Origin of the sequence: Streptomyces manipurensis, assembly GCF_049570255.1 — a bacterium.
Classification (GTDB): Bacteria; Actinomycetota; Actinomycetes; order Streptomycetales; family Streptomycetaceae; genus Streptomyces; species Streptomyces manipurensis.
The window spans coordinates 794,554-815,285 of the sequence record NZ_CP186950.1; the positions used below are offsets into that span (position 1 = coordinate 794,554).

Genomic DNA, 20,732 nt, shown 5'->3' on the forward strand with positions numbered 1-20,732 from the left:
ACGTCGTCCGGGGTCAGGTTATCCACCGCGGCGGGTGTCGCACAGGCCACGGTGCGTCACCCGTGACCGGTCCGGCACCCCCGCTGCGGGGGCCGCAGGCGGTCAGCGGTCCGGTTCCTCGGCCCCCACCAGCCACATCGCGAAGAACTGCGAGCCGCCGCCGTAGGCGTGTCCCATGGCCCGGCGGGCTCCCGGCACCTGGTGCTCTCCGGCGCGGCCGCGCACCTGGAGGGCCGCCTCGGCGAAGCGGATCATGCCGGAGGCCCCGATGGGGTTGGTGGACAGCACGCCGCCGGACGGGTTGACGGGCAGGTCGCCGTCGAGTTCGGTGACTCCGGCCTCGGTGAGCTTCCAGCCCTCGCCCTCCTCGGCGAAGCCGAGGTTCTCCAGCCACATCGGCTCGTACCAGGAGAAGGGCACGTACATCTCCACCGCGTCTATCTCCCGGCGCGGGTCGGTGATCCCGGCCTGGCGGTAGACGTCTGCGGCGCAGTCCTTGCCCGCCTGCGGGGAGACGAAGTCCTTCCCGGCGAAGAGGGTCGGCTCGCTGCGCATGGCCCCGCCGTGGACCCAGGCGGGCGGGTGCGGCGAACGGGCCGCGCCCGCCCGGTCGGTGAGGACCATGGCGCAGGCCCCGTCCGAGGAGGGGCAGGTCTCGGAGTAGCGGATCGGGTCCCACAGCATCGGCGAGGCCTGCACCTTCTCCAGGGTGATGCCGTGCTCGTGGAGGTGGGCGTAGGGGTTCTTCAGGGCGTTGCGCCGGTCCTTGTACGCCACCAGTGATCCGACCGTGTCGGGCGCGCCGGTGCGCCGCATGTACGCGCGCACGTGCGGGGCGAAGAAGCCGCCGGCCCCGGCCAGCAGCGGCTGCTGGAAGGGCACGGGCAGGGAGAGACCCCACATGGCGTTCGATTCGGACTGTTTCTCGAAGGCGAGGGTGAGGACCGTGCGGTGGACGCGGGCGGCGACCAGGTTGGAGGCGACGAGGGCGGTGGAGCCGCCGACCGAACCGGCCGTGTGCACCCGGAGCATGGGTTTGCCGACGGCGCCGAGCGCGTCGGCCAGGTACAGCTCCGGCATCATCACGCCCTCGAAGAAGTCGGGGGCCTTGCCGATGACGACCGCGTCGATGTCGGCCCAGGTCAGTTCGGCGTCGGCGAGGGCGCGCGCCGCCGCTTCCCGGACGAGTCCGGCGATGGAGACGTCGTGGCGGGCGGCGACGTGCTTGGTCTGGCCGATTCCGACGACGGCCACGGGCTCCTTGCCGGTGGTGCCGGAGGTGCTCATGCGCGGTCCCCTTCCAGGACGGCGACCAGGTTCTGCTGGAGGCAGGGGCCGGAGGTGGCGTGGGCGACGGCCCGGTCGGACGCGCCGCGGTGGATGCGGGCGGCCGCCTCGCCGATGCGGATGAGGCCGGCGGCCATCATCGGGTTGGCGGCGAGGGCTCCGCCGGAGGGGTTGACGGTGACGCCGTCGCCGAGTCCGAGGGCCTTGCGGAGCACGATCTCCTGGGAGGAGAAGGGGGCGTGGAGTTCGGCGGTGTCCACCGGGGCGTCGAAGACGCCGGCGTGCCGGGCGGCGATGCGGGTGGACGGGGAGTCGGTGAGGTCGCGCAGGCCCAGGCCGTGGGCCTCGATGCGGTGGTCGATGCCGGTGATCCAGGCGGGGCGCGGGCACAGTCGCCGCGCGAGGTCCCCGGCGGCGAGGACGACCGCGGCGGCCCCGTCGCCGATCGGCGGGCAGTCCCCGGTGCGCAGGGGCCGTACCCGGTAGTCGCCCTGGGGGACGGTGCCGCGCAGCTGGGCGTGCGGGTTGGCCGCGGCCGCCTCCCGGCTGCGTGCGCCGATGGCGGCCAGGGCGCTCTCGTCGGTCTCGCCGGCGTCGATCAGGGCCCGGGCCTGGAGGGCGGCCAGGGCGACGGAGTCGGGCCAGAGCGGGGCGAGGTAGTACGGGTCGAGCTGGCGGGTGAGCACGTCGCGCACGGAGCCGGGCGAGGACTTGCCGTACGCGTAGACGAGCGCGGTGTCGGCCTCACCGGTCTGGATCTTGACCCAGGCCTCGTGGAGGGCCCAGGCGCCGTCCATCTCGACGTGGGACTCGGAGATCGGTGGCCAGGCGCCGACCCCGTCGAGGGTCATGGTGAAGGAGAAGGCGCGGCCCGCGAGGTAGTCGCTGGAGCCGGAACAGGTGAAGCCGATCTCGCCGGCCTTGAGCCCGGTGGCGGCGAGCACCTCGTGGAGGACCGGCATGACCATCTCGACTTCGCTGAGTTCGTCGGTGCGGCGCAGGTGGTCGCTCTGCGCGAAGGCGACGACGGCGACGTCGCGCGCGTACCGGCTCGTCCTGGGCGCGGTCATCAGATGAGCTCCTTGTACACGTCGTAGTCCGCGTCCGGTTCGCCGGTGGGGCGGTAGTGGTCGGGGTAACGGCCGCCCTCGGTCCAGACGGGCTCGACGCGCAGGCCCATGCGGACCTCGTCGTAGGGGATGCCGCCGATCCGCCCGTGGAGGGCGAGTCCGGCGCCGTCGAGGGCGATGTGGGCGTAGACGTAGGGGACTTCGATGTCGAGGTTCTTGGCCTTGATGTTCACGATGCAGAAGGTGGTGACGGTGCCCGCCGGCCCGACCTCCACCCGGTCGGTGGTGGCCACCCCGCAGGTGGGGCACGCGCCGCGCGGCGGGACGTACACCTTGTGGCAGGAGGGGCAGCGCTCCCCGACGGTGCGGCGCTCGGAGAGGGCGTTGATGTACGCGGTCTGGGCGCGGCCGGGGCTGTAGGTGTAGTCGAGGCGGGCCTCGGCGACGATGCCGGTGACGGCGTCGGGGAAGACGCCGTCGTGCGCGGCGGGGACTCCGGCGGTGGGGGCGGCTTCGGCGGCGGGGCCGTCGTACGGCTCGAAGCAGGCGATGTCGGTGATGGCCCCGATGCGTTCGGCGGCCCAGCGGACGCGTACGCGCATGCCGGTGCGGACCGTGTCGGGGCCGGGCGCGTCGAGGGCGTGGAGGAGCGCGGTGTCGGCGCCGTCGAGCCGGACCAGGGCCCAGGCGAAGGGGGTGCCGAGGGGCTGGCCGGGCCGGGGGTGGTCGTTCCACGCCCAGGTGGTGACGGTGCCGGTGGGGGCGACCTCGACGAGGTCGCGGATCTCCTCGGAGGTGACGGGGTCGTACTCGGTGGGCGGGACCACCACCCGGCCGTCGGCGGTCCGGACCCCGAGGACGACGCGTTCGCGCAGGCCGGTGAGGAAGGCGCTCTGGACGGGGCCGAGGGAGCGGGTGAAGGGGAACTCGACGACCAGGGGCGCGCGGAGCACCTCGGGTGGGGACGCGGGTGCTGTCATGGCTCTCTCCGTTGTTCGGGACGGCTCGGGATCACTCACGCGGACGGGTGCGGCGCGGTGCGCCGCATGTACGCGCGCACCTGCGGGCCGGGTTCCGTACGGCTACTCCCGCCGGTAGTGGGGCGTGCGCTTCTCGGCGAAGGCGCGGGCGCCCTCCTTGGCGTCGGTGGTGTCGAAGACCGGCCAGCCGCGGACCAGTTCGGAGGCCAGGCCCTCCCGTTCGGTCATCTCGGCGGTCTCGTACACCGACGCCTTGACCGCCTCCACGGCCAGCGGCCCGCACGCGTTGATCCGCTCGGCGATCTCCAGTGCCGTCTCCAGGGCCTTCCCGTCGGGGACGACCCGTCCGACCAGGCCGATCTGCGCGGCCTCGGCGGCGGAGTAGGGGCGGCCGGTCAGCAGCATCTCCAGGGCGTGCGTGCGCGGGATCTGGCGCGGCAGCCGTACCGTCGACCCTCCGATCGGGAAGAGGCCGCGCCTGACCTCGAAGAGCCCGAAGGTGGCGCTCTCGGCCGCCACCCGGATGTCCGTGCCCTGGAGGATCTCCGTCCCGCCGGCCACGCAGTAGCCCTCGACCGCCGCGATCACGGGTTTGCGCGGTCGGTGGTGGCGCAGCATCGCCTTCCAGTGCAGATCGGGGTCGGCCTTGAGGCGGTCGCGGTACCCGTCCCCCGCCATCCCCTTGCCGGCCAGGGCCTTGAGGTCCATGCCGGCGCAGAAGTCCCCGCCGGCGCCCGTCAGGACCACGGAGCGGATCTCGTGGTCGGCGTCGGCCTCCAGCCAGCCGTCGTAGAGGCCCACCAGCAGCGGAAGCGAGAGAGCGTTCTTCGCCTCGGGTCTGTTCATGGTGAGCACCAGCGTGGCGCCGTGGCGTTCCACGGTCAGGTGTTCCGTTCCACCCATTGCCGTCCTCCCGTCTCAAGACCTAGAACAGGTTGCAGTAGGGGCGGGTGCAGTTCAATAGTTTTCTGACACTCAGTCAGTTTTCTTGTCCGGCACCCTTCCCAGTTGCCGTCCACGGCGCTCTAATGACCGCCGGAGAGACCACCACGGGGCCATTCATCAGCACGTTCGGGGTCAGGAGGAACGGTGGAGTACAACCTTGCCGACCTGTTCGAGTCGGTCGTGGACGTGGTCCCCGACCGCGAGGCCCTCGTCTACGTGGACCACCCCGGGACCGGCGCCGAACGCCGCCTCACGTACGCGGAACTGGACGCCGCCGCGAACCGCATCGCGCACCACCTGCTGGACAGCGGGATGCGGCCGGGCGAGCACGTCGGCCTGCACCTCTACAACGGGATCGAATACCTCCAGACCGTGCTGGCCTGCCTGAAGGCCCGCCTGGTACCGGTCAACGTCAACTACCGGTACGTCGAGGAGGAGCTGGTCTACCTCTACGGCGACGCCGACCTCGCCGCCCTCGTCTTCGAGGGGGAGTTCACCGAGCGGGTGGCGGCCGCGCTGCCGAAGACCCCGCGGCTGCGGCACCTGGTCCGCGTCGGCGAGGCGCCCGAAGGGGCCCCGGAGCCCTCCGTCGCACCGGTCCCGTACGCGCGGGCCGAGGCCGCCGGATCACCCGGGCGCGGATTCCCGCCCCGCAGCCCCGACGACCTGTTCATCATCTACACGGGCGGCACCACCGGCATGCCCAAGGGCGTCATGTGGCGGGCGGAGGACCTCTTCTTCGCCGGGCTCTTCGGCGGGGAGCCCTCGGGCGAGCCGGTGAAGCGGCCGGAGGAACTGGCCGAGCGGGTGGCTGCGCGCGGCGCGGGCCTCACCTTCTTCCCCGCGCCCCCGCTGATGCACGGCACGTCGACCCTGACCTCCTTCATCGCCTTCAACTACGGGCAGCGCGTGGTCATCCACCGCAAGTACGTGCCGGAGGAGGTGCTGCGCACCATCGAGAAGGAGAAGGTGTCGAGCGTGTCGCTGGTCGGCGACGCGATGCTGAGGCCGCTCATCGACGCGCTGAACGGCCCGCTGCGGGGGACGGACCTGTCCTCGCTGTTCAGCGTCTCCTCGTCCGGCGCGATCATGTCGGAGACGGTGCGGGCCGAGTTCCAGCGGCTGGTGCCGAACGTGCTGCTCCTCAACAACTTCGGATCCTCCGAATCCGGCTCCAACGGGCGCGCCACGGACGACTCCGGGCCGGAGAGGGGCTTCCGGCTGGAGGTCAACGACCGTACGCAGGTGGTGGACCCGGTGACGCACGAACCGGTGGCGGTCGGCGAGCCGGGGCGCCTCGCCCAGCGCGGCCACGTGCCGCTCGGCTACTACAACGACCCCGCCAAGACCGCCGAGACCTTCTTCGTCAAGGACGGGCAGCGCTGGGTGCTGCTCGGGGACATGGCCACCGTCGACGAGCAGGGCATCGTGACGGTGCTGGGCCGCGGCTCGCAGTGCATCAACACGGGCGGCGAGAAGGTGTACCCGGAGGAGGTCGAGCAGGCGCTGAAGTCCCACCCGGACGTGTACGACGCCCTGGTGGCCGGGGTGGCGGACCCCACCTGGGGCAGCCACGTGGCGGCCGTGGTCCAGGTCCGCGCGGGCGCCGCGGATCCGACCCTGGCCGAGATCCAGAGCCACTGCCGCACCCGGCTGGCGGGCTACAAGATCCCGCGTCAGCTGGTCATCACGCCCGAGATACAGCGCTCCCCGAGCGGGAAGGCGGACTACCGCTGGGCGAAGTCGGTGGCGACGAAGGCCGACGCGGGGGCGGGCCCGGGGGCGGACGCGGGTACGGGCTCGGGCGCTGCGGGCTGAGGCCCCGATGACGACCACTGGCCGGGACACCGGGCAGGCCGGGAAGTAGCCGCAGGCCGGACGGCGGGCACGGGCCGGACGCGGGCTCGCGGTCGCGGGCGCCCGCGGCCTCCGGTCACTCGTCGGCCCGTCAGACGCCGGTGGCCAGGAAGCGTTCGACGCGCTCCGCGAAGCCTGCCGCGTCGTCCAGCCACGGGAAGTGCGCCGCGGCCCGCCGGACGTCGAGACGACCCGCCGGAAAGGCGTCGGCGATCCGTGCCGCGAGCACGGGAGGAGGGTTGCCGTCCAGCTCCCCCGCCAGCACCAGCACCTCCCCCGCGACCCGGCGCAGCGCGGCCCGGGTGGCGGCAGGGTCGAAGGCGCCCGGGCCGGCGAAGGCCGCCGACGCCCGTTCGTTCTGCTCCCGGTAGCCGGCGGCGTAGTGCGCCCGGGCCGTCCCGTCCCAGCGGCCGTAGAAGAGGGGTGCGGCACGGTCCCAGTCCTCGTCGCTGTCGGCGCCGTCCAGGATGCGCACATAGGCCTCGCGGGCCGTGTCGTAGGGCTCGGCGCCCGCCCGGAGCCGGGCCGCGGCCAGCCGGTCCTGCGGGGTCGCGGCGAGGTCCAGGGCCCAGGCGGTGGGGGTGACCAGCACGGTCCGGCCCAGGCGCCGGGGGTGCGCGGCCGCGTAGAGCATCAGCAGGTTGCCGCCGGCCGAGTGCGCCAGGACGTCCATGCGATCCGTGCCGAGGTGGAGTCGGAGCGCTTCGACGTCGGCGACCTGGCGGTCCACGCGGTAGGTCGACTCGTCCGCGGGTACGGCGGAGTCGCCGGTGCCGCGCAGGTCGAGCAGGACCAGGGTCCGTCCGGCGGCCAGGCCTCCCAGGTAGCGCGAGGCGCGCATGGCGCCCCCGGGGAGGCAGACGAGCGGCGGGCCCTCGCCGCGGAGGTGGTAGGCGAGTTCCGTCCCGTCGGGTGCTGTGAAGGTCGGCATGCCGCCATGAGATCAGACGATCACTCGTTCGAGTCATTGATTTCACCTGCGGAGACCTGGCAATCTACCGAATGATCGGTCGGTTGCTCGGGGATACTCACGATGAGGTGACGACATGGCGGTGCACGCGGAATTCCACGACGAGGGCGAGCGGCTGGGCCCCGACGAGCTGGCCGCCCTCCAGCTCAGGCGGCTGCGCGCGAGCCTGCACCGCGCGTACGACAGGGTGCCGTTCTACCGTCAGGCCTTCGACAAGGCGGGCGTGCACCCGGACGACTGCCGTTCGCTGGCCGACCTCGCCCTGTTCCCCATGACCACCAAGGCCGACCTGCGCGAGCAGTACCCCTTCGGGATGTTCGCCGTTCCCCGCTCCGAGGTGCGTCGTCTGCACGCCTCCAGCGGGACGACGGGGCGCCCGACCGTGGTCGGCTACACCCAGGGGGACCTCTCGGTGTGGGCGGACGTGGTGGCCCGGTCCATACGCGCAGCGGGCGGGCGGCCCGGCCAGATCGTCCACATCGCCTACGGCTACGGCCTGTTCACGGGCGGGCTGGGCGCGCACTACGGTGCCGAGCGCCTCGGCTGTACGGTCGTGCCCGCGTCGGGCGGGATGACGGACCGCCAGGTCCGGCTCATCCAGGACTTCCGCCCCGAGGTCATCATGGTGACCCCCTCCTACATGCTGACCCTGCTCGACGAGATGGAGCGTCAGGGCATCGACCCGCGCACCACGTCGTTGCGGACGGGGATATTCGGCGCGGAGCCGTGGACGGAGGAGATGCGGCGCGAGATCGAGGAGCGGCTCGACATGGACGCCGTGGACATCTACGGCCTGTCCGAGGTGATCGGCCCGGGGGTGGCACAGGAGTGCGTCGAGACGAAGGACGGCCTGCACGTCTGGGAGGACCACTTCTACCCGGAGGTGGTCGACCCGCTGACGGGTGCCGTGCTGCCGGAGGGAGAGCTCGGGGAGCTGGTGTTCACCTCGCTCACCAAGGAGGCCATGCCGATCGTCCGCTACCGCACCAGGGATCTGACGCGTCTGCTGCCCGGCACGGCGCGGCCGGCCTTCCGGCGGATGGAGAAGGTCACCGGCCGCAGCGACGACATGATCATCGTCCGTGGTGTGAACCTCTACCCGACGCAGATCGAGGAGGTGCTGTTGCGGACACCGGGGCTGGCCCCGCACTTCCAGCTCCGGCTGACCAGGGAGGGCCGGATGGACACCCTCACCGTCCGGGTGGAGGCCCGCCTTGACACGGACGCCTCCGGCCGGGAGGCCGCGGCGGCCGACGTGGTCCGGGCGGTCAAGGACGGCATAGGCGTCTCCGTCCGCGTCGAGGTCGTCGACCCGGAGACGCTGGACCGTTCCGTGGGAAAGATCAAGAGGCTGGTGGACCTGCGCGACGCCGCGAGGACCGCACACCAGGGCCCGGCCGCCGGATAGGGGGGTGGACAGGACCCAGTCGCACCGGCGCCACCCGGAGCCGTCCGGGACCACGGGGAACCACCCCTTTGGATCCATTTCCCGGCGCCGCCCGGGACCGGCGGGGCGGGCGGGGGTAGTGCATCAGGCGTGACCTCGACCCTCCGGCAGCTCCACGACCGGCTCCAGGGCTCCCAGATCGGGCTGGCCTGGAGCCGCGGCCGGGAGATGGAGCTGATGCACCGGGCGATGGGCTTCGCGGCCCTCGGCTTCCTCACCCTGGTGCCCCTGCTGGTGGTGGTGGCCGCCGCCGCCCCCGGGAGCGGATCGGGGTTCGGCCGCTGGCTCGGCCAGGCCCTCGGGGTGACGGCGTCCTCGCGGGTCAGGATCGAGATGGTGTTCGGAGCCGCGGACCTGGCGCTGGAGCGGACCACCGCCTTCGGTCTGGCTGCCCTCGCGGTGTTCGGCCTGACCTTCGGTTCGGCCGTGCAGACGGGCTACGAGAAGGTCTGGGACCTGCCGACGGCGCGCTGGCACACCATGTGGCGCCATGTCGTCTGGCTCGCCCTGCTGGTCTGCTTCCTCGGGCTGCTCGTGGGGATCCCCGCACCCTCGAACGACGTCCTGGGCACGATCGTGGGCACCACCGGCGACCTTGTCGGCACCTGCCTGTTCTTCGTCGCCTCGCAGCGCCTGCTACTCGGGGGCCGGGTCCGCTGGCGCGCCCTGGTTCCGGGAGCCGTCGCGACGAGCATCGGGCTGCTGGGGCTGCGGATCTTCTCGCAGCTGGTCTTCTCCCCGCTCATCGCGTCCAACGCGGTGACCTACGGGCCGTTCGGGACCCTGCTGGTGGTCCAGTCCTGGCTGGTGGGCGTCGGCTTCGTAGTCTACGGCGGCGCTCTCGTCGGCCGGCTCGTGCACGAGCACCTCACCCTGCGCCGCCTGCGCCGCGGCGGAGTCTTCCCGCCCGAGGGGCCGGCCCACTTCCCCTGGCCGCACTGACGCCGCACTGAAACCGCGCCGAGGCCGCACCGGACCGCCCGCCCGGACACGGGGAAGTCACCCCTGCCGGGTAGGCACCCAGGTCAGCTCGCGCAGGGCGTCGGCCGCCTCCCGGCGCACGTCCGGGTGGGGGTGGTGCAGGAACCTCTCGACCACCGGCAGCGCGGCCCCGTCGTGCGTGTCGGCCAGGATGCCGAGGACGTAGTCCAGCAGCACGGGTGCGAACCGGTCCACGCCCGCGGCGAGCGGCTCCACCAGCGCGTAGGGGAACCGGTAGCGTGTCGAGGCGGTGCAGATCGCGTGCAGCGCGGACTCCAGCACCGCCGGCGGCTCCTCGCCGAGCGCGAGCGCGACCAGACGCCCGACGGCGCGTTCGGCCTCCTCCTGAGACGGGCGGGCGGTGTCCAGGGCGTCGCTGACGGCGTCGAGCACCAGTGACCGTTCCACGCCCGGGGCTTCCAGCTCCCTCCAGGCCGATGCGATCACCGCCGACGCGCTCGGGTATCCGTCCATACGGCCGGAGTGTACGCAGGCCGCTCCCCGGGCGTTCAGGCACAACGGCCGGCCGCGACCGGCCGCGGTCGACGGGCTTCAGCGGATCGGCGAGCCGAGGCGGTCGCGCAGTTCGCGCTTGAGGATCTTTCCGCTGGCGTTGCGCGGGAGGGAGTCCACGAAGAGCACCCGCTTGGGCGCCTTGAAGTGCGGCAGCTCCTCCCGTGCGTAGGCCATCAGTTCCGCCTCCGTCACGTCGCCGCGGGGGACCACCACCGCCGTCACCGCCTCGATCCACCGCTCGTCGGGCAGCCCGACCACCGCGGCCTCCGCCACGCCCGGATGGGTGTAGAGCACGTCCTCGACCTGGCGCGGGGCGATCAGGACCCCGCCCGAGTTGATGACGTCCTTCACCCGGTCCACGACGGTGAAGTAGCCCTCGGCGTCGCGCACCGCGAGGTCACCCGAGCGGAACCAGCCGTCCCGGAAGGCCTGCCGCGTCGCCCCGGGGTCGTTCCAGTAGCCGAGGCAGAGCTGCGGTGAGCGGTAGACCACCTCGCCCGCCGTCCCGTCCGGCACGTCCCGTCCGGCCTCGTCGACGATCTTCGCCTCCACGTGGCGGACCGGCCGGCCGCAGGAGTCCATCCTCCCCTCGTGCTCCGCCGGGCCGAGCACGGTGGCCAGCGGCCCGATCTCGCTCTGCCCGAAGCAGTTGTAGAAGGCGAGCCCCGGCAGCCGCTCGCGCAGCCGCTCCAGGACGGGGACGGGCATGATCGACGCCCCGTAGTACGCCTTGCGCAGGCCCCGCAGATCGCGGGAGGCGAATTCCGGATGGCCCGCCAGGCCGATCCACACGGTCGGCGGCGCGAAGACGCTGTCCGCCTCCCCCGCCTCCACGAGGTCGAAGAGCACCTGCGCGGCCGGGGCGTCCACCACGGTGTTGCGGGCGCCCACCGCCAGGTACGGGAGCAGGAAGACGTGCATCTGCGCCGAGTGGTAGAGCGGCAGCGCGTGCACCGGCCTGTCCTCCTCGGACAGGTCCAGTGCCGCGACGGCGCTCTCGTACTCGTGGGCGAGGGCGCGGTGCGTCATCATCGCGCCCTTGGGCAGGGCCGTGGTGCCCGAGGTGTAGAGGAGCTGGACCACCCGTCCCGGATCCGGTGCGGCGGCGGTGAAGGGCAGCGGCTCGGCGAGGCCCGTCAGGAAGGAGTCGGGGGTGTCGCGCAGCGCACGGACGGGGCGGTCGCCGGGGACCCGCCCGGCCAGGTCCGGATCGGCGAGGACCAGGGCGCTGCCGGAGTCGTCGAGGAGGTGGGCGAGGTCCCGTCCGGTGAGGTTCTGGTTGACGGGCACGTGGACGAGGCCGGCCCGGGCGCAGGCGAGGAAGGCCAGGAGGTAGGCGTCGCTGTTGTGGGCGTAGGTGGCGACCCGGTCGCCCTCGGCGAGGCCGTGGCGCTCCCTCAGCAGGGCGGCGCCCGTGGAGACGGCTGCGTCGAGTTCGGCGTAGGTCCAGCCGCGTGCGCCGTAGCGGAGGGCGGTGCGGCCGGGAAACCGCAGGGCGCTGTCGTGCACGAGTCCGTCGACCGTCCCGTCCCGGACGGCCCGTGCCTCCCGCGCCACGCCCGCCTCCCCCACCTCCCCCGCTTCCCGGGGTTCCCCCGCGTCCCGCGCCGCCCGTACGTCCCGTCCCGCCCGCACTTCCCGCGCTGCCGTCATGGCGCGATCCTCGTCCTCCGCCGGGCGCGGGTCAATGACGCCTGCCCGGACGGGATGTTGACAGACCATCGGCCTCCTGCATGAGTGTGGGGCAGTCAGGCACCGACCGTCCCACGGCAACAGTCCATTGTTCTCGCGCCACTTGGGAGGAACGTTGCACCTCGGCACACGTCCTTTGCTCCGCCGCGCCGCCCTCGTCGGGGCCGCGCTGCTCGCCGCGACGGCCGCGGCCCCGCACCCCCCGCCGCAGGCCCCGGCCGACGGACCGACCGCGGCCGGCGGCGGGCTGTCCGCCGTCATCCGGTACACCGAGAACGGCGTCCCGCACATCCTCGCCCGCGACTACGCGCGGCTCGGCTTCGGCACCGGCTGGGCGCAGGCCGCCGATCAGGTCTGCGTCCTCGCGGACGGGTTCGTGACCCTCGCGGGCGAGCGTTCGCGCTGGTTCGGTCCGCAGGCCGCGCCCGACGGATCGCTCTCCTACGCCACCGCGAACCTGTCGAGCGATCTGTACTTCAAGGGGGTGCGCGCGTCCGGGACCGTGGAGCGGCTGCTGGCGACCCCCGCTCCCGCAGGACCCACCAAGGACCTCAAGGAGCTGATGCGCGGGTGGGCGGCCGGGTACAACGCCTGGCTCGCCCAGAACGAGATCGGCGACCCGGCCTGCAAGGGCGCCGGGTGGGTCCGCCCGGTCACCGCGACCGACGTGGCGGCACGCGCCTTCGCGATATCCGTCCTCGGCGGGCAGGGCCGCGGGATCGAGGGCATCACGGCCGCTCAGCCCCCGGCACCGGCCGCGGGCCCCGCGGCGGGCCCGGAGGAGGTTCCGTCGCCGGACCCGGCCGCCGCGGAGCGGGCCGCGCGGGCCGCGCAGGAGTTCTTCGACACCGGCCGGTACGACATGGGTTCCAACGCGGTTGCCTTCGCCGGCTCCACGACGGCGAACGGGCGCGGGCTGCTGCTCGGCAACCCGCACTACCCGTGGCACGGCGGCCGCCGCTTCTGGCAGTCGCAGCAGACCATCCCGGGAGAGCTGAACGTCTCCGGGGCCTCGCTGCTCGGAACGGTCGCGGTCGGCATCGGCTTCAACGAGAAGACGGCCTGGAGCCACACCGTGGCGACCGGCACCCCGGTGAACCTGCACGAGCTCGCGCTCGCCCCCGGCGACCCCACCTCCTACCTCGTCGACGGCACGCCGGAGAGGATGACCCGGCGGACCGTCACCGTGCCGGTCGCGGGCGGCGATCCCGTCACCCGCACCCAGTGGTGGACCCGGTACGGGCCGGTGGTCACGCACCTCGGCGCGTCCCTGCCGTTGCCCTGGACCACCCGGTCGGCGTACGCCCTGAACGACCCCAACGCGTCGAACCTGCGCGGCTCGGACACCGCCCTCGCCCTCGGCAGGGCCCGCTCCGTCGCCGGCGTCCAGCAGGCCCTGGCGCGCACCCAGGGCCTGCCCTGGGTCAACACGGTGGCCGCCGACTCCGCGGGCGGCACCCTCTTCACCCAGACCCAGGTGCTGCCGCGGATCACGGACGAGCTGGCCGCCCGCTGCTCCACACCGCTGGGCAGGGCCATCTACCCGGCCTCGGGGCTGGCGGTCCTGGACGGCTCGCGCGGCGACTGCGCCCCGGGCTCCGACCCGGACGCGCTGCAGCCGGGGGTGTTCGGCCCGGGGAGGGCGCCGACGTTGCGCGACGCCCCGTACGCCGAGAACTCCAACGACAGCGCCTGGCTGACCAACGCCGACCGGCCGCTGACCGGGTACGAGCGGATCTGGGGCAACGTCTCCACACCGCGTTCCCTGCGCACGCGCGGCGCGCTGGAGGACGTCTCGGCGATGGCGTCGCGGGGCCGGCTGACCGTGGCGGACCTGCAACGCCAGCAGTTCGCCGACCGGGCGCCGGCCGGTGACCTGGCCGCGGCCGACGCGGCGGCCGCCTGCGGGGCGCTGCCCGGGGGCACGGCGACGGCGTCCGACGGCTCCGCGGTGGACGTGTCCGCCGCCTGCGGGGTGCTGGCGCGCTGGGACCGTACGACGGACGGGTCCAGCCGCGGCGCGCTGTTCTTCGACCGGTTCTGGCGCAGGCTGACCGCGTCGACACCCGCGCAGGAGCTGTGGCTGGTGCCGTTCTCGGCCGCCGATCCCGTCCGCACGCCCCGGACGCTCGACCGGCGGGCACCCGGCATCGGGCGGGCCCTCGCCGACACGGTGGCGGAGTTCGGTGCCGCCTCGATCGCCCTGGACGCGCCGCTGGGCGCGCACCAGTTCGTGGTGCGGGGCGGCCGGAGGTTCCCGGTCGGCGGTGGCACGGAGGCGCTCGGCGTGTGGAACAAGATCGAGGCACCGTGGAACGCCGCCGCCGGCGGCTACCCGGAGGTCGTGCACGGCACGAGCCATCTGCAGGCCGTCGGTTGGAACGGCGGTCCCTGCCCGGTGGCGCGCACCCTGCTGACGTACGGCCAGTCCTCGGACCCGGGCTCGCCCCACTTCGCGGACCAGACCCGGCTGTTCTCGCAGGAGCGCTGGGTGACGGCGCGTTTCTGCGAACGGGACATCCTCGGCTCGCCGCGGCTGAGGGTGGTGCCGGTGCGCGAGCGGCGGTGACCTGCCGGCCGCGTACGTCCTCCCGGCCGCGCTCCGTCAGGGACTGACGGCCAGGAAGAGGTACGCGGCCAGCAGCACGATGTGGACACCGCCCTGGAGGAGCGTGGCCCGCCCGGGGGCGATGGTGAGGGCGCTGACCACCACGGTCAGGGCGAGCAGCACCATGTGGATCGGCCCGAGGCCGAGCAGCAGCGGGCCGGAGAGCCAGATCGAGGCGAGGGCGATGGCCGGGATGGTCAGGCCGATGCTGGCGATCGCGGAGCCGTAGGCGAGGTTGAGGCTGGTCTGCACGCGGTCGCGGCGGGCGGCCCGGACGGCGGCGAGGGTCTCGGGCAGCAGGACCAGGAGGGCGATGACCACGCCGACGACCGCCTGGGGCAGCCCGGCGGCCGCGACGGCCCGCTCGATGGTCGGGGAGACCGCCTTGGCGTCGCCGACCACCGCGACGAGCGCGACCAGCAGCAGGCCCAGGCTGAGCAGGGCGGCGCGGGCGGTGGGCGGCTCGGCGTGCTCGTCCGTCCCGCCGTCCTGGCCGGTGTCCACGGGCAGGAAGTAGCTGCGGTGGCGGACCGTCTGGACGGCGACGAAGAGGCCGTACAGGGCGAGCGAGGCCACGGCGGCGAAGGTCAGCTGCGCGGTGGAGAACTCGGGGCCGGGCTTGCTGGTGGTGAAGGTGGGCAGGACGAGGCTGAGGGTGGCGAGGGTCGCGACGGTGGCGAGGGCCGCGCCGGACCCCTCGGGGTTGAAGACGGCGACCCGGTTGCGCAGGGCGCCGACGAGCAGGGAGAGGCCGACGATGCCGTTGCAGGTGATCATGACGGCGGCGAAGACCGTGTCCCGGGCCAGCGAGGCGGTCTTGTCCCCGCTGTCGACCATCAGTGTGACGATGAGGGCCACCTCGATGACGGTGACCGCCACGGCGAGCACGAGGGAGCCGAAGGGTTCGCCGACCCGGTGGGCGACGACCTCCGCGTGATGGACGGCGGCGAGCACCGCACCGGCCAGGCAGAGCGCGACGAGCGCCACCGCGAAGCCGGGCAGGTCCCGCCCCCAGCTGAGGACGAGGGCGACCAGCGCCACCACGGGGACGACGACGGTCCAGTCGGTCAGGGGGGATCTGCGCGCAGCCGTACTCATATCTGCAAACTTGCCAGAAGTGTTCCGCGAGTGCGGCTCAAGGCGCGCACCCACCCCTTTGACGTGGCGTTTCTCACGGGCCCGTCCGGCGTCGCGGATCGCCCGGGCAGCGCCCGGCCGTGCACGCGCCACGGGCCCGCCCCACCAGCCGGCCGGGACCGGGCCGGCTCACATCGCCCGGTCGTGGCCCTCCCAGTACGGGTCGCGCAGCCGCCGCTTGTACAGCTTGCCGTTGGGGTCGCGCGGCATCGTGTCGGTGAAGTCGATGGTCCTGGGCCGCTTGTAGCCCGCGAGCTGCCGCTCGCAGTGGTGCAGGATCTCCGCTGCGAGGGCCTCGCCGGCCACGAAGCCGTCGGCCGGTTCGACGACCGCCTTGACCTCCTCGCCCCAGTCGGCGTGCGGGATGCCGAAGGCCGCCGCGTCCGCCACGGCGGGGTGGGAGAGGAGGGCCGACTCGATCTCGGCGGGGTAGATGTTGACCCCACCCGAGATGATCATGTCTATCTTGCGGTCGCGGAGGAAGAGGTAGCCCTCCTCGTCGAGGAGCCCGAGGTCGCCGACCGTGAAGAAGTCACCGATGCGGTTCTTCCTCGTCTTGCCCTCGTCCTTGTGGTAGCTGAAGCCCCCGGTGTTCATCTTCATGTAGACGGTGCCGAGCTCGCCCGCGCCGAGCCGGTTGCCGTCGTCGTCGAAGACGGCGAGCTCGCTGATCGGCCAGGCACGGCCGACCGTCCCCGGCTTCTTCAGCCAGTCCTCGGCGGTCGCGAAGGCGCCGCCGCCCTCGCTCGCGGCGTAGTACTCCTCCACGCAGCCGCCCCACCAGTCGATCATCGCCCGTTTGACGTGGTCCGGGCAGGGCGCGGCGCCGTGGATGGCGTGCCGCATCGAGGAGACGTCGTACGCGTCCTTCGTCTCCTGCGGCAGGGCCAGGAGCCGGTGGAACTGGGTCGGCACCATGTGGGTGTGGGTGCACGCGTGGCGGTCGATCAGCCGCAGCATCTCCTGCGGGCTCCACTTGTCCATCATGACCAGGGGGTGCCCGATGTGCAGGGCCGCGCCCGCGAACTGGAGGACGGCCGTGTGGTAGAGCGGCGAGCAGACCAGGTGGACGTTGCCGTCGAAGGGCCGGATGCCGAAGATGCCGAGGAAGCCGCCGAGATGGGTCTCCTCCGGGAGCTTGCCGGGCAGCGGGCGGCGGATGCCGCGGGGGCGGCCGGTGGTGCCGGAGGTGTAGTTCATGACCCAGCCGAGGGTGCGGTCCCGGGGGGCCGTCGCGGGCCGGCCGTCGAGGAGCTCGCCGTACGGGCGGAAGCCGGGCACGGTCCCGACGGCGTAGCGGTGGCTCGCCGTGAGGGCGGCCTCGTCGGCCGCGTCGCGGGCGGCGTCGGCGAAGCGCTCGTGGGCGATCAGGACCTTCGCGCCGGAGTCGGAGACGATCCAGGCGATCTCGGGGCCGACCAGGTGGTGGTTGACCGGTACGAGGTAGAAGCCGGCCTGGGAGGCGGCGAGGTAGGCGGTGAGGAACTCGACGCCGTTGGGCAGGACGACCGCGAAGGCGTCGCCCTTCTCCAGGCCTGCGTCGCGCAGGCCGTGGACGAGGCGGTTGACGTCGGCGTGCAGTCGGCCCGCGGTCCACTCCTCGCCGCCGGGGTCGATCAGGACGGTGCGGCCGGGGTCCTCGGCCGCCTGCGCCCAGAAGCCGTTGGGCGGCTGCGCGCCGGTGGTGGGGTTCGTGGGGTTCGTGGCGGTCATGGCTCACGCCTCTCGGATGCGGCCGGCGATGCGGTTGATGCGGTCGATCGCCCTCTCGAAACCTGCGGTGAGATCGTCGAAGACGGCCCGGACACTGCGTTCGGTGTTCATCCGGCCGACGATCTGACCGACCGGGGTGCCGAGCAGCGGCCCGACCTCGTACTTCTGGATCCTGGAGACGGCCTCGGCCACGAGCAGTCCCTGGAGCGGCATGGGCAGCGCGCCGGGGCCCGCCGGGTCGTCCCAGGCGTCGGTCCACTCGGTGCGGAGCTGGCGGGCCGGTTTGCCGGTGAGGGCGCGCGAGCGGACGGTGTCGCCCGAGCCGGCGGCGAGCAGTTTTTCGGTGAGTGCGCGGGAGTGCAGGTCGGCCTCGGTGGTGGTGAGCCAGAGGGAGCCGAGCCAGACGCCCTGGGCGCCGAGCGCGAGTCCGGCCGCGATCTGCTCCCCGCTGCCGATGCCGCCGGCGGCGAGGACGGGCAGCGGGGCCACGGCCTCGACGATCTCCGGGACGAGGACCATGGTGGCGATGTCGCCGGTGTGGCCGCCGGCCTCGTACCCCTGGGCGACGACGACGTCGATGCCCGCGTCCGCGTGCCGGCGGGCGTGCTTGGCGCTGCCCGCGAGGGCCGCGACGAGGACGCCGTGGTCGTGGGCGCGTTCGATGACGTCGGCGGGAGGAGAGCCGAGGGCGTTCGCCAGGAGCCGGATCGGGTAGTCGAAGGCGACGTCGAGCTGGTTCCGGGCGACCTGTTCCATCCAGCCGGTGATCCGCCAGCCCGAGGCCTCGCCCTCGTCGAGCTCGGGTACGTGGTGCTTGGCGAGGGTCTCGCGGACGAACGCGCGGTGGCCGGCCGGGATCATCGCCTCGATGTCGGCCTCGCCGATGCCGTCGACGGCCTTCTTGGCGGGCATGACCACGTCGAGGCCGTAGGGCTTGCCGTCGGTGTGCGCCTGCATCCAGTCGAGGTCGCGCCGGAGGTCGTCGGGCGCGGCGTACCGGACGGCGCCGAGCACCCCGAACCCGCCCGCGCGGGTGATGGCGGCGGCGACCGCGGGGAAGGGGGTGAAGCCGAAGATGGCGTGCTCGACTCCCAGATTCTTGCTCAGCTCCGTCTCCATGGGCGGCAGGATGCCGCAGCCCGGCGGGCGAGGGAAGAGGTTTTCTGATGCAGTGTCAGATTCTTTGGGGGTGCGCCGGTGCGGAGGGCGGCCCGGGTGCGGGCAGATACCCACTGCGGGCGCGGCGCGGCGGCGGAGGGCGTCCGGCCGGCCGCCGGACTGACAGGCTGACGGGCCGACAGGCCGGACGGCCAGGACGGGCATCGGGCGGACAGGAGGGCCGGACATGGCACAGGACACGGGGGTCACGGCGGTGGGGGACGGTCGGGACACGGCACGGACGGCCGCCCCCGAACCCCCGGGGCGGCCCGGCGGACCGGCCGCATCCGGCACGGACACCGGAGCCGGTCCCGAACCGGCTCCGGCCGGCGCGGCGACCCGGGGCGGGGCGGCGACTGCGGACGGCGCGGCGACCCCGGCTAGCGCGGCCATCCCCGGCCCAGGCGGCGTGGCGACCCCGGGCGGAACGGCGACCCCCGGCCCGGACGGCGCGTCGACGACCCCGGCCGGCCCGGGCGGCGTGGCGACCCGGGGCGGAGCAACGCCCCCGGGCGGCACGCTCCCGGACGGCACGGGCCGGGGCGCCGGTCCGGCCGGGAGGGCGGAGCCCCGGCGCGGGGTGTCGCGGCGGCGGCTCGGGGCGCGGCTCCTCGCGCTCGGCGGGGTGCTCGCCCTGCACGCCGCGTTGCCCGGCTCCGCCGGCGCCGCGGGCGGCGGCCCGGCCGAACGGCGCGCGCTCCAGGGCCTTCGGCTCCGCTACGGGTCCGCACGCCAGGCGGGCCTGCTGGAGCGTCACTTGGAGGCGGTGGCGGACGAGGCGCGGCGCTTCCTCGGCCCCTCCCCCGAGCGCCCCTACTACGCCGGCGCGGTGGTCCTGGCCGGCCGCGGCCGCACGGTCGCCCTGCACCGGGCGATGGGCCACGCCGTCCGGTACGCCGAGTACGACGGACGGACCGACCGGGTCCGGGAGTTGCCCGCGGCCGAGCGGATCGCGATGGCCGAGGACACCGTCTTCGACCTGGCCTCGCTGAGCAAGCTGTTCACCTCCGTCCTGGCCGTGCAGCAGATGGAACGCGGGCGGCTGGAGCTGGAGGTCCCGGTCCGGCGGTACCTGCCGGAGTTCACGGGGGGCGGCAAGGAGCTCGTCACGGTCCGTCAGCTGCTGACGCACACTTCGGGTCTGCGCTCCTGGGCGCCCTTCTATCAGGAGTCCACGCCCGAGGGTCGGCTGCGGCTGCTGTGGTCGGTCCGGCCGCAGGAGCCGCCGGGCAGCGTCTACCGCTACTCCGACCTGAACCTCATCGCGCTGCAGCTGCTCCTGGAGCGGATCACCGGCCGCACCCTGGACGTCCTGCTCCACGACGAGATCACCGCTCCGCTCGGCATGCACCGCACGCGCTACAACCCGCCGCCCTCCTGGCGCCGGGTCACCGCCGCCACCGAGGTGCAGCGGCCGCCCTGGTCCGGACTGGACCGCGGTCTGGTGTGGGGCGAGGTCCACGACGAGAACGCGTACGCCCTCGGCGGGGTGGCGGGGCACGCCGGGGTCTTCGGCACCGCGTGGGACCTGGCCGTCCTGGCCCGCACCCTCCTGGACGGCGGGGCCTACGCGGGCCGGCGCATCCTGCGCCCCGCCTCCGTCGAGCTGCTGTTCACCGACTACAACACGGCCTTCCCCGGGGACGACCACGGCCTCGGTTTCGAGCTCTACCAGCACTGGTACATGGGCGCGATGGCCACTCCGCACTCGGCGGGGCACACCGGCTTCACCGGCACCTCCCTGGTGCTCGACCCCTCCACCGACTCCTTCCTGATCCTGCTGGGCAACTCCGTCCATCCGGTGCGCACCTGGCGGGCCGGCAGCGCGCCGCGGGTCGCCGTCGGCAACCGGTTCGCCCGCGCCGTGCCCGTGCGCACCCGGCACGGCGGCGCGGCGTGGTTCTCGGGGATGGCACCGGGCGGTTCGGGCACCCTGACCCTGCCGCCCCTCGTCCCCGCGACGGGCTCCGCCCGGCTGCGCTGCGCGGTGTGGTGGGACACCGTGCCCGGTGAGGGCTCCCTGCACCTGGAGGTCTCGCCCGACGGGAAGGACTGGGCGCCGCTGCCCTTCACGACCGTGCGGTCCACCGGCGGGGCGGCGGAGGAATGGCCGCAGGGGTCCGTCAGCGGGTGGTCGGGCCGGATCTGGCACCGCCTCGAAGCACCCCTGACCGCGGCCTGGGCGGGCCGCGAGGTGCGGATCCGCTTCCGCCACCGGGCGGCCGGCCGCTACGTGGGGCGCGGCGTGTACGTGGACGTCGTGCGCGTGGCCGAGCCGGCCCGGCTGCTGTTCGCGGAGGACCGACCGGCCGACGCGGCCCGGGTCGAGGCCGTCGGCTGGAGCCGCTCCGGCGACTGAACCCCCGCAGCC

Annotated in this window: 15 protein-coding genes; 5 read left to right on the forward strand and 10 right to left on the reverse strand. The window is 73.7% G+C overall.

Going from position 1 to position 20,732, the window contains the following annotated elements:
• Window positions 1–102: 102 nt before the first annotated feature.
• The 4 genes from ACPU2J_RS03820 to ACPU2J_RS03835 all read right to left on the reverse strand — a co-directional run bounded on the left by ACPU2J_RS03820 (window position 103) and on the right by ACPU2J_RS03835 (window position 4,240).
• Window positions 103–1,287 carry a thiolase domain-containing protein gene (locus ACPU2J_RS03820; RefSeq protein ID WP_361605987.1) on the reverse strand — a complete coding sequence of 395 codons (1,185 nt, stop codon included), beginning with the start codon at window positions 1,285–1,287 and terminating at the stop codon, window positions 103–105.
• Window positions 1,284–2,357: a thiolase domain-containing protein gene (locus ACPU2J_RS03825; RefSeq protein WP_420081741.1), complete on the reverse strand. Its 1,074-nt coding sequence runs from the start codon at window positions 2,355–2,357 to the stop codon at window positions 1,284–1,286. The genes ACPU2J_RS03820 and ACPU2J_RS03825 overlap by 4 nt, the downstream gene beginning before the upstream one ends.
• A complete protein-coding gene (locus ACPU2J_RS03830) occupies window positions 2,357–3,337 on the reverse strand; it encodes a Zn-ribbon domain-containing OB-fold protein (RefSeq protein WP_420081740.1) in 981 nt (326 codons plus the stop codon). Before ACPU2J_RS03830 ends, ACPU2J_RS03825 begins: the two co-directional genes overlap by 1 nt.
• Before the next feature lie 102 nt (window positions 3,338–3,439).
• Window positions 3,440–4,240 (reverse strand): crotonase/enoyl-CoA hydratase family protein, encoded by an 801-nt coding sequence (locus ACPU2J_RS03835; protein WP_420081739.1) that lies wholly within the window; start codon window positions 4,238–4,240, stop codon window positions 3,440–3,442.
• A gap of 186 nt (window positions 4,241–4,426) precedes the next feature.
• Between ACPU2J_RS03835 and ACPU2J_RS03840 the strand changes: the two genes are divergently transcribed.
• Window positions 4,427–6,100 (forward strand): acyl-CoA synthetase, encoded by a 1,674-nt coding sequence (locus ACPU2J_RS03840; protein WP_423832747.1) that lies wholly within the window; start codon window positions 4,427–4,429, stop codon window positions 6,098–6,100.
• A 130-nt stretch (window positions 6,101–6,230) separates the two neighbouring features.
• On the opposite strand, the gene ACPU2J_RS03845 is transcribed toward ACPU2J_RS03840, so the two are convergent.
• Window positions 6,231–7,070 carry an alpha/beta fold hydrolase gene (locus tag ACPU2J_RS03845; protein WP_423832748.1) on the reverse strand — a complete coding sequence of 280 codons (840 nt, stop codon included), beginning with the start codon at window positions 7,068–7,070 and terminating at the stop codon, window positions 6,231–6,233.
• A gap of 115 nt (window positions 7,071–7,185) precedes the next feature.
• Between ACPU2J_RS03845 and paaK the strand changes: the two genes are divergently transcribed.
• Both paaK and ACPU2J_RS03855 read left to right on the forward strand, forming a co-directional pair.
• Window positions 7,186–8,517, forward strand: coding sequence for a phenylacetate--CoA ligase PaaK (gene paaK / locus ACPU2J_RS03850; RefSeq protein ID WP_423832749.1), 1,332 nt, complete (start codon window positions 7,186–7,188; stop codon window positions 8,515–8,517).
• Between the two features lie 129 nt (window positions 8,518–8,646).
• Window positions 8,647–9,498: a YhjD/YihY/BrkB family envelope integrity protein gene (locus ACPU2J_RS03855; RefSeq protein ID WP_361605966.1), complete on the forward strand. Its 852-nt coding sequence runs from the start codon at window positions 8,647–8,649 to the stop codon at window positions 9,496–9,498.
• 57 nt (window positions 9,499–9,555) lie between these two features.
• Here ACPU2J_RS03855 and ACPU2J_RS03860 read toward each other — a convergent pair whose 3' ends face one another.
• Window positions 9,556–10,011, reverse strand: coding sequence for a hypothetical protein (locus tag ACPU2J_RS03860; RefSeq protein ID WP_420081734.1), 456 nt, complete (start codon window positions 10,009–10,011; stop codon window positions 9,556–9,558).
• Window positions 10,012–10,089: 78 nt separating this feature from the next.
• Window positions 10,090–11,706 carry a fatty acyl-CoA synthetase gene (locus tag ACPU2J_RS03865; protein ID WP_423832750.1) on the reverse strand — a complete coding sequence of 539 codons (1,617 nt, stop codon included), beginning with the start codon at window positions 11,704–11,706 and terminating at the stop codon, window positions 10,090–10,092.
• Between the two features lie 154 nt (window positions 11,707–11,860).
• Here ACPU2J_RS03865 and ACPU2J_RS03870 point away from each other — a divergent pair, with 154 nt between their 5' ends.
• The gene (locus ACPU2J_RS03870) at window positions 11,861–14,314 is read left to right on the forward strand and encodes a penicillin acylase family protein (protein WP_423832751.1); all 2,454 of its coding nucleotides are present in this window, start codon (window positions 11,861–11,863) and stop codon (window positions 14,312–14,314) included.
• Between the two features lie 36 nt (window positions 14,315–14,350).
• Here ACPU2J_RS03870 and ACPU2J_RS03875 read toward each other — a convergent pair whose 3' ends face one another.
• The 3 genes from ACPU2J_RS03875 to ACPU2J_RS03885 all read right to left on the reverse strand — a co-directional run bounded on the left by ACPU2J_RS03875 (window position 14,351) and on the right by ACPU2J_RS03885 (window position 18,322).
• Entirely contained in the window at window positions 14,351–15,451 is a 1,101-nt protein-coding gene (locus ACPU2J_RS03875; RefSeq protein WP_420081731.1) for a calcium:proton antiporter, read from the reverse strand.
• Between the two features lie 168 nt (window positions 15,452–15,619).
• A complete protein-coding gene (locus ACPU2J_RS03880) occupies window positions 15,620–17,203 on the reverse strand; it encodes an acyl-CoA synthetase (protein ID WP_423832752.1) in 1,584 nt (527 codons plus the stop codon).
• A 3-nt stretch (window positions 17,204–17,206) separates the two neighbouring features.
• Entirely contained in the window at window positions 17,207–18,322 is a 1,116-nt protein-coding gene (locus ACPU2J_RS03885) for an NAD(P)H-dependent flavin oxidoreductase (protein WP_420081729.1), read from the reverse strand.
• A 226-nt stretch (window positions 18,323–18,548) separates the two neighbouring features.
• On the opposite strand from ACPU2J_RS03885, the gene ACPU2J_RS03890 reads away from it, so the two are divergent.
• Window positions 18,549–20,720, forward strand: coding sequence for a serine hydrolase (locus ACPU2J_RS03890; protein WP_423832753.1), 2,172 nt, complete (start codon window positions 18,549–18,551; stop codon window positions 20,718–20,720).
• Window positions 20,721–20,732 lie beyond the last annotated feature (12 nt).